The 12155-nt window shown below is 63.0% G+C and carries 10 protein-coding genes and 2 riboswitches; of the genes, 5 read left to right on the top strand and 5 right to left on the bottom strand.

Translation table 11 applies throughout. The annotated features are described in order from the left end of the window. Positions 1-742: 742 nt before the first annotated feature. Positions 743-1327 (top strand): Fe-S biogenesis protein NfuA, encoded by a 585-nt coding sequence (gene nfuA / locus AOA61_RS24505; protein ID WP_032887092.1) that lies wholly within the window; start codon positions 743-745, stop codon positions 1325-1327. A gap of 248 nt (positions 1328-1575) precedes the next feature. On the opposite strand, the gene cobM is transcribed toward nfuA, so the two are convergent. The 4 genes from cobM to AOA61_RS24485 form a co-directional block, all read right to left on the bottom strand. Further along, positions 1576-2322, bottom strand: a complete 747-nt coding sequence (gene cobM, locus AOA61_RS24500) for a precorrin-4 C(11)-methyltransferase (RefSeq protein WP_099602915.1) — start codon at positions 2320-2322, stop codon at positions 1576-1578. A gap of 70 nt (positions 2323-2392) precedes the next feature. Next, positions 2393-2785: a cobalamin biosynthesis protein gene (locus AOA61_RS24495; RefSeq protein ID WP_032887089.1), complete on the bottom strand. Its 393-nt coding sequence runs from the start codon at positions 2783-2785 to the stop codon at positions 2393-2395. After that, the gene (locus AOA61_RS24490) at positions 2782-3486 is read right to left on the bottom strand and encodes a CbtA family protein (RefSeq protein WP_099602914.1); all 705 of its coding nucleotides are present in this window, start codon (positions 3484-3486) and stop codon (positions 2782-2784) included. Before AOA61_RS24490 ends, AOA61_RS24495 begins: the two co-directional genes overlap by 4 nt. Before the next feature lie 11 nt (positions 3487-3497). Then, entirely contained in the window at positions 3498-3686 is a 189-nt protein-coding gene (locus AOA61_RS24485) for a CbtB-domain containing protein (RefSeq protein WP_012723860.1), read from the bottom strand. Between the two features lie 95 nt (positions 3687-3781). Beyond that, positions 3782-3988, bottom strand: a riboswitch (cobalamin riboswitch). Between the two features lie 41 nt (positions 3989-4029). Next, positions 4030-4231, top strand: a riboswitch (cobalamin riboswitch). Positions 4232-4323: 92 nt separating this feature from the next. Between AOA61_RS24485 and cobW the strand changes: the two genes are divergently transcribed. The 4 genes from cobW to AOA61_RS24465 all read left to right on the top strand — a co-directional run bounded on the left by cobW (position 4324) and on the right by AOA61_RS24465 (position 11030). After that, positions 4324-5385, top strand: a complete 1062-nt coding sequence (gene cobW / locus AOA61_RS24480) for a cobalamin biosynthesis protein CobW (RefSeq protein ID WP_099602913.1) — start codon at positions 4324-4326, stop codon at positions 5383-5385. A gap of 3 nt (positions 5386-5388) precedes the next feature. Further along, positions 5389-9150, top strand: coding sequence for a cobaltochelatase subunit CobN (gene cobN, locus AOA61_RS24475; RefSeq protein ID WP_099602912.1), 3762 nt, complete (start codon positions 5389-5391; stop codon positions 9148-9150). 225 nt (positions 9151-9375) lie between these two features. Beyond that, positions 9376-10374 carry an ATP-binding protein gene (locus AOA61_RS24470; RefSeq protein ID WP_099602911.1) on the top strand — a complete coding sequence of 333 codons (999 nt, stop codon included), beginning with the start codon at positions 9376-9378 and terminating at the stop codon, positions 10372-10374. A gap of 53 nt (positions 10375-10427) precedes the next feature. Continuing rightward, a complete protein-coding gene (locus AOA61_RS24465) occupies positions 10428-11030 on the top strand; it encodes a VWA domain-containing protein (protein WP_099602910.1) in 603 nt (200 codons plus the stop codon). A gap of 127 nt (positions 11031-11157) precedes the next feature. On the opposite strand, the gene AOA61_RS24460 is transcribed toward AOA61_RS24465, so the two are convergent. Next, positions 11158-12105: a DUF1853 family protein gene (locus AOA61_RS24460; protein WP_099602909.1), complete on the bottom strand. Its 948-nt coding sequence runs from the start codon at positions 12103-12105 to the stop codon at positions 11158-11160. Between the last annotated feature and the right edge of the window lie 50 nt (positions 12106-12155).

Here is a 12155-nt window from a genome sequence, read left to right as displayed (position 1 = left end):
TTCGCCCCAACACTCGGCACCTCGCCTAGGCTCGGTGTGCCCTCACTCCGGCTTGAATCCGTGGGCCGCCGCGATGGGCCATCCATGGCCCAGCGCGGCTAACCCGGCGTCCTGCCGGGTTACCCACGGATTCAAGCCTGCGTTCGGCCAGCGTGTTTGACGGGGCGCCCAAGATCAAGATCAAAAGCGCAGATCAAAAGACCGCTGACTTCGTCAGCGATAAGGATGTAAGGGCCAAATCAAAAGCAGAGCAAAAGCAGGCTGATACCTATCTGATACATGGAGATCAAAATGTGGGAGGGGGCTTGCTCCCGATGGCGGTGTGTCAGCGAAAAGATCTGTAACTGACCCACTGCCATCGGGAGCAAGCCCCCTCCCACATTTTTACCCGAGTACACCAGACAAAAATCCGGTCGGCTCTAAAGCCGTCGCGCTCTAGCTTTTGATCTGAAAACGCCCCCCAAAATCAATCTCGGATTACGGCTATGCCGTGCCTAGGCGAGGCACCAAGTGGTGGGGCAAGAGCCTTTTGGTTGCTATTGGCTGGGCCGGCATTCCGGCTCTTTTCAAAAGTGACCCGCCGTCAGGGCGGAACAATTGTAGCCGCCACCTAAATAACGGATATACGCCCCACATCCACACCACCACCCCGAAACCAAAGCCTAACCCGACAAAAACACTAGGACTTTGTACCTCCGTAATAATTTGGCGTAAACTCCGGGCAAGCCTGTGAGGAGTTTCCATGACTGCCATAACCATTACCGACGCCGCCCACGATTACCTGGCTGACCTGCTCTCCAAGCAGAACACCCCAGGCATCGGCATCCGCGTCTTTATCACCCAGCCCGGCACCCAGTACGCCGAGACCTGTATTGCTTACTGCAAACCCGGTGAAGAGAAACCTGAAGACACCGCCCTGGGGCTCAAAAGCTTCACCGCGTACATCGACCACTTCAGCGAAGCCTTCCTGGACGACGCGGTGGTGGACTATGCCACCGACCGTATGGGCGGCCAGTTGACCATCAAGGCGCCAAACGCCAAGGTGCCGAGCGTCAACGCCGACAGCCCGGTCAACGAGCGCATCAACTACTACCTGCAAACCGAGATCAACCCAGGGCTGGCCAGCCACGGCGGCCAGGTCAGCCTGATCGACGTGGTCGATGACGGTATCGCCGTGCTGAAGTTCGGCGGCGGCTGCCAGGGCTGCGGCCAGGCGGACGTGACCCTGCGTGAAGGCATCGAGCGCACCCTGCTGGAGCGCGTTCCGGAGCTCAAGGGCGTCCGTGACGTGACGGACCACACGCAGAAAGAAAACGCCTACTACTAAGTAAGGCGTTCACTGCGAACAAAAAAAACGGCGCCCCGTGAGCGCCGTTTTTTTGCTTTAAAATCAGGCTCTTACGCAATAAACCTAACAACTAAGATTAACTGTGGGAGGGGGCTTGCTCCCGATAGCGGTAGCTCAGTTGCCATATTAGAAGCTGACCCACCGCTATCGGGAGCAAGCCTCTCCCAAATTTATCTGTATTTATTAATATTTATCAGTGGCTTATAGGGCTTTTGTGAAGTGAAAAATCAAGGTCGATAAAGGTGCGCATGCCCCGCCCGATACAGCGACGACTCACTGAAACTGTCACTCGCCAGCACCCGGCCCACCACAATCAACGCCGTACGCCGAAAACCTTTGGACGCGACTTTCTCGGCGATATCACTAAGGGTGCCCACTACCCAATCCTGGTCCGGCCAAGTCGCCCGATGCACCACGGCGATCGGGCAATCCGCGCCATAGTGCGGCAGCAGTTCGGCGACGATTTTCTCCAGATGATTCACCCCCAGATGAATCGCCATGGTCGTACCGTGCTGCGCCAGGCTGTCGAAACCCTCACCGGCGGGCATGTTGGTTTTATCGGCATAACGGGTCAGGATCACGCTTTGGGCGATGTCTGGCAGGGTCAGTTCCGTCTCCAGTAACGCTGCGCAGGCCGCTACGGCGGTAACGCCAGGAATGATCTGGAATGGAATGCCCAATTCCCGCAAAAGGCGGATCTGCTCGCCGATCGCTCCGTAAAGGCTCGGATCCCCGGAGTGCACGCGCGCCACGTCCTGGCCTTTGGCGTGTGCGGTCTTGATCAAGTCGATGATCTGTTCAAGGTGCAGTTCGGCGCTGTTGACCACGTGTTCTGCCTGATGACCCTCCAATACCGCCGCAGGCACCAGCGAACCGGCATAAATGATCACCGGGCAACTACGGATCAGCCGCTGGCCTTTGACGGTAATCAATTCCGGGTCGCCGGGGCCGGCGCCGATGAAGTAGACGGTCATGGAGAATTCCTGTCAAAAAACGGGCGAGCATGAAGATTGCTCATGATCGGGGAGGGCGATTATCGGGGTTTTAACCGGCGCAGGCCAACGCAAAGGTGGCTTGGGCGGTTTTTTTGCGGGTGATGAGCAACTGGGCAGGCGCGCCGCCGAGCTGTTCAACAAGGGCCAGGGCGGCACTTTCGGCGATGCCGTAACACCCCGTGTGGGCGAACGCGACGTCGGACTTGTGGCTTAGCCGGTGTTCATAAATCGCCAGTTGCTCGGCGTTGAAGCACTCCAGCGGCAGGTTCAAGTGCCGTGCCAGAGCCAGTAAGCCTGGCTCGTCGTGTTTGCGGTCGATACTGGCCAGCGCGGTGATGCATTGGGGATCAATCCCTGCCTCAGCGAGGGCCGTATCAAACAGCGCCAGCAGGGTGTGAACTTCACAACCCCGCTGGCAACCCAGGCCGACCACGTAGGTCATGCCGAGTATTGATCGTCGCGTTTGCGGCGGAACAGCCAGGCGCTGATCAGGCCCAGGGCCAGCCAGAACGCCACGTTGGTCAGTTGCGAAGCGATTTTGAACTGCGTTTCCAGGGCTTGCGGCGCGAGCATTGCGTGCACTTCCGGTTGCGGCGCGCCAATGACGTGCGGTACCGCGAGGATGGCAGCGCCCAGCACTTTCAGCAGCCAGTTGCGCCCGAACACGATCAGCGCAATCCCGGCAGCGGTGGAGGCCGCAGTGCCGATCCACCACGTCTGGCGCAGTGCCAGATCAGCGGCGGCGGTGCCCGGCAACTCGGGTGGCAGGCCCATCGTCGGCGCCAGCACGAAGGTCGCGTAACCGGCCAGGCCCCACAGCAGGCCCTGCGCCGTGCGGGTGGGGGCGCGCAATGTGTAGAGGCCGGCCAGCATCAGTGCAAAACCTACCGCCACCACCAAGTTGCCACCGGTGGTCGACAGCACGCGCTGCCAGCCATCTTCAGGCTCCCAGGCTTCGGCATCGTGGGTGTGGGCAGCAGCGCCGGCAGCGTGCTCATGCACCACTTCGGTTGCCGCCGAGGCTTTTTCAAAGGTTTCCGCCTGAAGAATCAGCGGGGCGACCCAAAAGCTTTGCAGCAGGGTCAGCAGCAGCGCGGCCAACAGGCCGGTGAAACCTGCGGTTTGCGCAATACGCTTGATCATGTCGGCAGGTCTCAGTGGCACGGGAACGCGGCGCTGTGGCGGGTATCGTGGGCAGCGTTGTGCACCGCCTCGATATGCGAGAAACCGGCGAAATACACCAGGCACGCGCCGAGGATCGACGCGCCGATGGCGGCGGTCAGGCGTTGGCTCAAGGTAGAGGTGCTGCTGGCGGAGTGCGAAGTGCTGCTGATGATCGACATGGCGCGTCCCTTTCAGGTGTCTGGATGAAACGAGCGCATGAAAACCCCGCGAGCCAGGCACGCAGAGTTCCGAACAGCGCCCGCCCACCGCGGGTTTGTTATCTGATTTTTCGGGCCGGTCTCCGGGCTTGCGAGGGACACTGGGTCTATAAAGCATCGCCTTCCCATGCCTTACAGGCACAGTGGATCTGACGCTTCACTCGCTTACCGTTGCGGGGGCAGCACCGGACTGGTCATGGCAGGCATGATTTACCGGTTTCCCGTTTCACCCTGTGAAGGGCACCCGAAACAAGGCATGTAGGAAAGCATGCAGAGCGACGGTAGTCAAATTCACCGAGCCCCTGTAGCCTTGCACCTTCGAGGTTCTTCGGCCCAGGCCGAAGCTAAGAAGGGAACGCGGTTCAATCCGCGGCTGCCCCCGCAACTGTGAAGGGTTCATCCGACTGCCACGCCACTGCCATCAACGGCGGGAAGGCGCAGCCGGCGCCGGTCTAACGACCCGCAAGCCCTAAGCCAGGAGACCTGCCTCGCAACCGATTTTCTAATTCAACCGGGCGGGGTGATCCGGTGACGAAATCCGCTTCTGCGCCGCGCCGCAGGGCCTATCGTCCCGTATGCCCGCCCCCAAGGGCATCCGATGAAAACACTGGCCAAACTCCCCGTCACCATCGTTACCGGCTTCCTCGGCTCGGGCAAAACCACCTTGCTGCGCCATATGCTCGACAACGCCCAGGGCCGTCGCATCGCCGTCATCGTCAATGAGTTCGGCGAGTTGGGCATTGATGGTGAAATCCTCAAGCAGTGCTCCATCGGTTGCACCGAAGAAGAAGCCAATGGCCGCGTGTACGAACTGGCCAACGGCTGCCTGTGCTGCACCGTGCAGGAAGAGTTCTTCCCGGTGATGCGCGAACTGGTCGCCCGTCGCGGCGACCTCGATCATATCCTCATCGAAACCTCGGGCCTGGCCCTGCCAAAACCGCTGGTGCAAGCCTTCCAGTGGCCGGAAATCCGCAGCGCCTGCACGGTTGACGCGGTGATCACCGTGGTCGACAGCCCGGCCGTGGCCGCCGGTACCTTTGCTGCGTTCCCCGATCAAGTGGACGCCCAGCGCAAACTCGACCCGAACCTGGACCATGAGTCGCCACTGCACGAGCTGTTCGCCGACCAATTGGCCAGCGCGGACCTAGTCATCCTCAACAAGGCCGATCTGATCAGCTCGGAAGACCTGGCCCGTGTGCGCCTGGAAGTCGCCGAAGAGCTGCCGCCAGCCGTCAAAATCATCGAAGCCAGCAGCGGTCGCGTGCCCTTGGACGTGTTGATTGGCCTGGGCGCCGGCTCCGAAGAGCATATCGACGGTCGTCATAGCCATCACGATCATCACCACGAAGGTGAAGACGATCACGACCACGATGCGTTTGATTCCATCTCCATCGACTTGCCCCAGGCCGACGAAGCGCTGCTGCTCGACGCATTGACTCAACTGGTCGTGCAACACGGCATCTTGCGTGTCAAAGGCTTCGCCGCGATCCCGAACAAGCCGATGCGCCTGTTGATCCAGGGCGTGGGCACCCGCTTTGACAAACACTTCGACCGCGCCTGGGGTGCTGACGAAGCACGCATCACGCGCCTGGTACTGATCGGCCAGGACCTGGATGCGGTCGGCCTCGAAGCGCAACTGCGCGCCGCGCTCAGCGTTTAATCCATGCACCTGCTCAGGACTCAGCCCGGTGGTTTTGTCGCGGACGACAATATTGCCGACCTTGGACAAACCCCCGCCGAGCTGGTGATCCTGTGCAGCGGTGATTCCAGCTTGGCGCTGCTGGCCGAAGCGGCCCAGCAGTTGCCGGATGACTACCCGAGCCTGCGCCTGGCCAACCCGATGCAGGTGCAGAACCACGCTTCGGTCGACCTGTATGTCGATGAGGTGCTGCGCCACGCGAAGGTCATCCTGATTTCCCTGCACGGTGGCATCGGTTATTGGCGCTACGGCATCGAGCGCTTGGTGGAGTTGGCCGAGCGCGGTGTGCAGCTGATCCTGGTGCCGGGGGATGATCGCCCGGACCCGGAACTCAGCGGTCTCAGTACCGTCGGCGTCGAGGCGCGGGATCGCTTGTGGCAGTTTCTGCGCCAGGGCGGGCTTGGCAACGCGCTGGACTTTTATCGCTGCCTGGCCAGCGGCTATATGGGCCGCGACTACTCGTGGGCCGAGCCGCAAGCCTTGCCGCGTACGGCGATTTATCATCCCGGCAAAGCCAATGCTCGCCTGAGCGACTGGCAGGCAGATTGGCACGCCGACCATCCCGTGGCGGCGGTGCTGTTCTATCGCTCCCATTTGCAGGCGGCCAATACCGGTTTTATCGATGTGTTCTGCCAGCGCTTGCAGGCGGCGGGCCTCAACCCGTTGCCGATGGCGGTGGCCAGTTTGAAAGAGCCCGGCTGCCTCGCGGTGGTCGAGGATTTGCTGGATGAAGTGCAGGCATCGGTGATTCTGAATACCACCGGTTTTGCCCAATCCAGCCCCGAAGCCCCGCATTTGCGGCCATTTCGCCGCAACATTCCGGTGATCCAGGCGATTTGCGCCCAGGACAACCAGCCCGGCTGGGAGGCCAGTGAACAAGGCCTGGGTCCGCGCGACCTGGCGATGCACATTGCCTTGCCGGAGCTGGACGGCCGCATTATCAGCCGGCCGATCAGCTTCAAAGACCTGGCCTGGCGCAGCGAACGCAGCCAGTCGGACGTGGTGTGCTACCGCGCAGCGCCCGAGCGTATGGATTTTGTCGCCGAGCTGGCGCGCCGTTGGGTCGAACTGGCGCGTGTGCCGAATGCGGACAAACGCATCGCGCTGATCCTTGCCAACTACCCGACCCGCGATGGCCGCATCGGCAACGGCGTGGGCTTGGACACCCCAGCGGCGGCGCTGAATATCCTGCGTGCGTTGCAAGCTGAAGGTTACCCGGTGCCAGCGGCACTGCCGGAAAGCGGCACCGCCTTGATCCACGACTTGTTGGGTGGCGTCACCAACGATCTGGACAGCCTCGACCTGCGCCCGTGCCATCAAAGCCTGGGCCTGGATGAGTACGAGGCGATGTTCAAGCGCCTGCCTGAAGCCAACCAGCGCGCCGTGCTGGAGCGCTGGGGCACGCCCCATAACGATCCGATGTTCCGCGATGGCCGCCTGATGGTCGCCGGCCTACGCCTGGGCCTGACGTTCGTCGGCATCCAGCCGGCGCGGGGTTACCAGGTGGACGCCAGTGCGGTGTACCACGACCCGGACCTGGTGCCGCCCCACGGCTATCTGGCGTTCTATTTCTGGTTACGCCACACCTATGGCGCCCATGGCGTCATCCATGTAGGCAAGCACGGTAATCTGGAATGGCTGCCGGGCAAGGGCGTGGGCCTGTCGGAACACTGCTGGCCTGACGCAATACTGGGGCCGCTGCCGAATATCTACCCCTTTATCGTCAACGACCCGGGCGAGGGCGCCCAGGCCAAGCGGCGCACCCAGGCAGTGATCATCGATCACCTGATGCCGCCGCTGACCCGCGCCGAAACCTACGGCCCGCTGCGTGACCTGGAGCTGTTGGCGGACGAGTATTACGAGGCCCAACTGCTCGACCCACGCCGTGCCCGTGAGCTGCAAAAAGACATCCTTAAGCTGGTGCGCGAAACCCGTATCGACCAGGAGCTTGAACTGGATGGCGACGCCGATGCGGCGATTTGGCTGCCGCGCCTGGACACCTACCTGTGTGATTTGAAGGAATCGCAGATCCGCGACGGCCTGCATATCTTCGGTGAATCGCCGCAAGGCCGTTTGCGCATTGATACGTTGCTGGCCTTGCTGCGCATCCCCCGAGGCGATGGCCGTGGCCCGCAATCGAGTTTGCTGCGCGTGTTGGCCAAGGCCTTTGGGCTGGGCTTCGACCCGCTGGACTGCGCCCTGGCCGAACCGTGGACTGGGCGCCGCCCGGCGGTGTTGCAGAGCATCGATGCGCAGGTGTGGCGCACCGCCGGCGACACCCGCGAGCGTCTGGAGTTGTACGCGGCGCGGCTGATCGAGCAGGCGTTGGAAGGTCCCCTTGAACAGTTGGAAGAACCCGGCTGGGAAGACGTGAAAGCGGTTATCGAAAGCCTGCGCATCGTCGTGGCACCACGCCTGGATGCCTGCGGCCCGGCGGAAATGCGCGGTTTGCTGGACGCCCTCGACGGCCGTTTCGTGCCGGCAGGTCCGAGCGGCGCGCCGAGTCGTGGGCGCTTGGATGTACTGCCCACCGGGCGCAATTTCTTCACCGTCGATGTGCGCAACCTGCCCACCACCACGGCTTGGCGCATCGGCTTCCAGTCGGCCAGCTTGCTTCTTGAGCGGCATTTGCAGGACCACGGCGATCATTTGCGCCAGTTGGGCCTGTCGGTCTGGGGCACCGCGACCATGCGCACCGGCGGCGATGATATCGCCCAGGCCATGGCGCTGATGGGCGTGCGCCCGGTGTGGGCCACCGGCAGCCAGCGGGTGGATGACTTTGAAATCCTGCCGGTCAGCCTGCTGGACCGCCCGCGTGTGGATGTGACGCTGCGGGTGTCCGGGTTTTTCCGCGATGCCTTCGCCAACTTGATCCGCCTGTTTGACGCGGCGGTGCAGGCGGTGGCGGCGCTGGACGAACCGGACGACATGAACCCACTGGCCGCCAAGGTGCGCAGCGAACGCGCGGCGTTGCTGGCGTCTGGCCTGGATGAAGAGGCCGCGGCGAAACAGGCCGGCTGGCGCATTTTTGGCGCCAAACCCGGTGCCTATGGCGCGGGCGTGCAGGGCGCGATCGATGGCCGCCTGTGGCAAAGCCGCGAGGACTTGGCCGAGGTTTACTTGAACTGGGGCGGCTACGCCTATGGCGGCGCCGACGAAGGCACCGCCGCCCGCGAGCAGTTCGCCCAGCGCCTGAGCCAGGTGCAGGCCGTGCTGCAAAACCAGGACAACCGCGAGCACGACCTGCTCGACTCCAACGATTACTACCAATTCCAGGGCGGCATGCTCGCCGCCGTGGAAACCCTGAGCGGCGATAAGGCTGCCAGCTATCACGGTGATCACAGCCAGCCGGACTTGCCGAAGATCCGCACCTTGAAGGAAGAGCTGAACCGGGTGATCCGTGCCCGCGCTGCCAACCCCAAGTGGATCGATGGGGTGAAGCGTCATGGCTATAAAGGTGCGTTTGAGATGGCCGCGACCGTGGACAATCTGTTCGCCTTCGACGCCACCACCGCGCTGATCGACGATCATCAATACGCCTTGCTCGCTGACGCCTACCTGCTCGACCCCGACACCCGCGCGTTTGTGCAGCAGCACAACCCAGCGGCGTTGCGGGACATGACCGAGCGCATGCTGGAGGCGCAACAGCGTGGCCTGTGGCAGGAGCCGGGGGCGTACCGTGAAGCGTTGGAAAACTTGTTGCTGGATATAGAAGAAGGCAGTTAGAGCGCGAGATTGGCCGTTATGGCGGGCGGTGCTGTTGTGGTGAGCGGGCTTGCCCCGCGCTGGGCTGCGAAGCGGCCCCAAAACATAGCCCCGGAGCTGCCTGGCAGACTGCGGCGCTTCTATTGGGGCTGCTTCGCAGCCCAGCGCGGGGCAAGCCCGCTCGCCACAAGAAGCGGGCTCATGACAGGTTGATTACGTGTACAGCAGAATTTAAAGAGAGACCGGATGACCGATATTCCCCATTTCCCGCTGTCCGCCGTGGTCGGCGCCGACGACCTGAAACTGGCGCTGTGCCTGACCGCCATCGACCCGAAGATCGGCGGTGTGCTGATCGAAGGCCCGCGTGGCATGGCCAAGTCCACACTGGCCCGTGGCCTGGCGGACCTGCTTGCGAGCGGTCAATTCGTCACCTTGCCGTTGGGTGCGACCGAGGAGCGCCTGGTCGGTACCCTGGACCTCGACGCTGCGCTGGGCGAGGGCCGCGCGCAGTTTTCCCCCGGCGTATTGGCCAAGGCCGATGGCGGCGTGTTGTACGTCGATGAAGTCAACTTGCTGGCCGACCACTTAGTGGACCTGTTGCTGGACGTGGCGGCCAGCGGCACCAATCTGATAGAGCGTGACGGCATCTCCCATCGCCATAGCGCGCGTTTTGTGTTGATCGGCACGATGAACCCGGAAGAGGGTGAGTTGCGTCCGCAGTTACTCGACCGTTTCGGTTTTAACGTGGCCTTGAGTGGGCAGACCTTGCCAGCCGAGCGTGGCCAGATCATTCGCCGTCGCCTGGATTTCGACAGCGATCCTGTCGCGTTCTGCGCCCAGTGGGCCGAGCCCCAGGCGGCCTTGCGCGAGCGTTGCACCCAGGCTCGGGCGCGGCTCGACAGTATCGCGCTGGATGACCAGGCCCTGGCGCAGATTACCGAGCGTTGCTTTGCTGCGGGCGTCGACGGCTTGCGCGCGGACTTGGTCTGGCTGCGCGGCGCCAGGGCCCATGCGGCGTGGCGCGGCGCTGATGAAATTGCCGAGGAGGATATTGAAGCCGTGGCCGAGTTTGCCCTGCGCCACCGTCGCCAGGAACAGTCGCCGCCCGCCAGTCCGCCGCCTGAAGGCCAGTCGCCCAAGTCCAGCGAGGCTTCGCCGGGTCAAGGCCAATGGGGTGACATGCCCGCGCCGCCGCTGCCCACCGGCGCACGTCGCGAAGTACCCAGCTGGCCAAAAAAGCCCTAGGCATTCGCCCCCGACCTGACGCGGGGGCGGATGCCCGGCCCAAGGCAGGGCGACTGGACAGAGGCAGGCAGGGCAAGGCGCGCAGCGCGCAACAGGGTTCGATCAACTGGCCGGGCACCTTGCTTGGCGGCCGACCGCAATCCCGTGAGGATTTGCTGTTTCACCTGCGCAGCCGTTCGGCCCAGCAATTGTGGCTGGTGATTGTCGACGCATCGGCTTCTACTCGGCGGCATCACGCGTTGACCGATGCCAAGGGCTTGCTGGCCCAGCTATTTGATGACGCGTACCGACAACGGGCGCGCATGGCATTGCTGACCGCCAGCGGGCAGGCGCCCAAATGGCAGGTGCAGGGCTTGAAGGCCGCGAAAGGCTTGACAGGCTGGCTGGATCAGCTCGGCGCGGGCGGTGGCACTCCATTGCTGGCCGCACTGACCGAGGCCGGGCAGTGGCTGACGGCGCGGCGTAGGCGTTATCCGGCTGAGGAGCAGCGTTTATTGGTGATCACCGATGGACGCCTCAAGGACATCGCCGCGTTGCCGTCGTTGGAGTGTTCAGGGTTGCTGGTGGATATCGAGCGCGGGCCAATCAGGCTGGGCCGGGCCGAGGCGCTGGCGGCCGGGTTGCAGTTGGATTATCGGCATATCGATAATTTGTAGTGGCGGTGTCGCCGCTATCGGGGGCAAGCCGCCTCCCACATTTGACCGAGTACACCCTTTTGGAGTGCGGTCAGTGGTGAGAGGGGGCTTGCCCCCGATGAGGCACTCACAGACACCACACACTCCATCAGCCAGCCCCTGGCACATTCGGCCAAAGATCCGCCACCAGGAACAACCGCTCGGCTTCCTCCCAATCCTCGCCGCTCTGCACCATGCGCACGAGCAACTGCGCGGGCGCCATCGGATTGAGCTCCCTCAGCCAATGCTGCATCTGTTCTTCACTCCACACTTCATCCGCCGAGTAGTGCGCCGGCGCCAGCCACGCATGCCGGGGCAATGGTTGCCAGCGACCTGGCGCGCTGGCGCTGACAAAATCCTGCCAATCACGCTGATGCAACCAGCGCCCCCGCAAATGCTGCGGATGGGCGCCGTGGGGCGCTTCGGCCAGTCCAGGCCAGGGATAGAGCAAATACCCGCCGAGCCACAAATGCGCATCGAACTGCTGGATATCCAGCGCCGCCAGTGCTTCGCGGCTTTCCGGACGCGCCGAAATAGGCAATTGATGCTGGGCAAGATGCGCCAACTTGCGGTCCAGTCGGTCATGGCAGCCCGGCCCCAGCCACTGCGCCGGGTTCTCGCCATTACCCGCCTGCGGCCCGAGATAGAGCTTGATTGCCAGTTCCAGGTGATGCACGCCATCGCGGTCGCGCAGCAACATGTCCAACTCACCCAGGGTATGCCCGGCGCGGCGGATCGGCAGGTTGGCGGCGAGCAACTCCACGCCCGGCGCATGCTGCACGGCGAATTGCCAAAGTCGCTCGTAGTACAGGCCCAGGCGGCGAGTGCGGGCCAGGCTTAACCAGTGCTGCAAGTCACGGCTGTCCTGGTCCAGTTGCCGCAGCCAGCGTTCCAGACGCTCGGGCGCCTGCACCCAGTCGCTGCCGGCCAATGGATGGCGTTGCGGCCAGGGCGTCTGCGCGAGCATCGGCGGGGCGAGCACCACCCACGCCAGGTCGCGCACCTCAGGGTGACGCAATTGGCGGGGTAAGCTGTGCAGGTCGGGGAATACGGTCATGGTCCGAGCATAGCCTTTTAATGCGGGCGCAGGATGAGCAGAAGCCCTGA

The organism is Pseudomonas sp. 2995-1 (genome assembly GCF_002742505.1).
In the GTDB taxonomy this organism is placed as follows: Bacteria; Pseudomonadota; Gammaproteobacteria; order Pseudomonadales; family Pseudomonadaceae; genus Aquipseudomonas; species Aquipseudomonas sivasensis.
The sequence above is the reverse complement of the archived record's forward strand: the minus strand, read 5'-3'. Positions and strand labels throughout refer to the sequence as shown.

Bases quoted from the DNA above. Each gene is read 5' to 3' on its own strand.
- nfuA (WP_032887092.1), top strand. From the start codon at position 743: ATGACTGCCATAACCATTACCGACGCCGCCCACGATTACCTGGCTGAC.
- cobM (WP_099602915.1), bottom strand. From the start codon at position 2,322: ATGACCGTCTACTTCATCGGCGCCGGCCCCGGCGACCCGGAATTGATT.
- AOA61_RS24495 (WP_032887089.1), bottom strand. From the start codon at position 2,785: ATGACCTACGTGGTCGGCCTGGGTTGCCAGCGGGGTTGTGAAGTTCAC.
- AOA61_RS24490 (WP_099602914.1), bottom strand. From the start codon at position 3,486: ATGATCAAGCGTATTGCGCAAACCGCAGGTTTCACCGGCCTGTTGGCC.
- AOA61_RS24485 (WP_012723860.1), bottom strand. From the start codon at position 3,686: ATGTCGATCATCAGCAGCACTTCGCACTCCGCCAGCAGCACCTCTACC.
- cobW (WP_099602913.1), top strand. From the start codon at position 4,324: ATGAAAACACTGGCCAAACTCCCCGTCACCATCGTTACCGGCTTCCTC.
- cobN (WP_099602912.1), top strand. From the start codon at position 5,389: ATGCACCTGCTCAGGACTCAGCCCGGTGGTTTTGTCGCGGACGACAAT.
- AOA61_RS24470 (WP_099602911.1), top strand. From the start codon at position 9,376: ATGACCGATATTCCCCATTTCCCGCTGTCCGCCGTGGTCGGCGCCGAC.
- AOA61_RS24460 (WP_099602909.1), bottom strand. From the start codon at position 12,105: ATGACCGTATTCCCCGACCTGCACAGCTTACCCCGCCAATTGCGTCAC.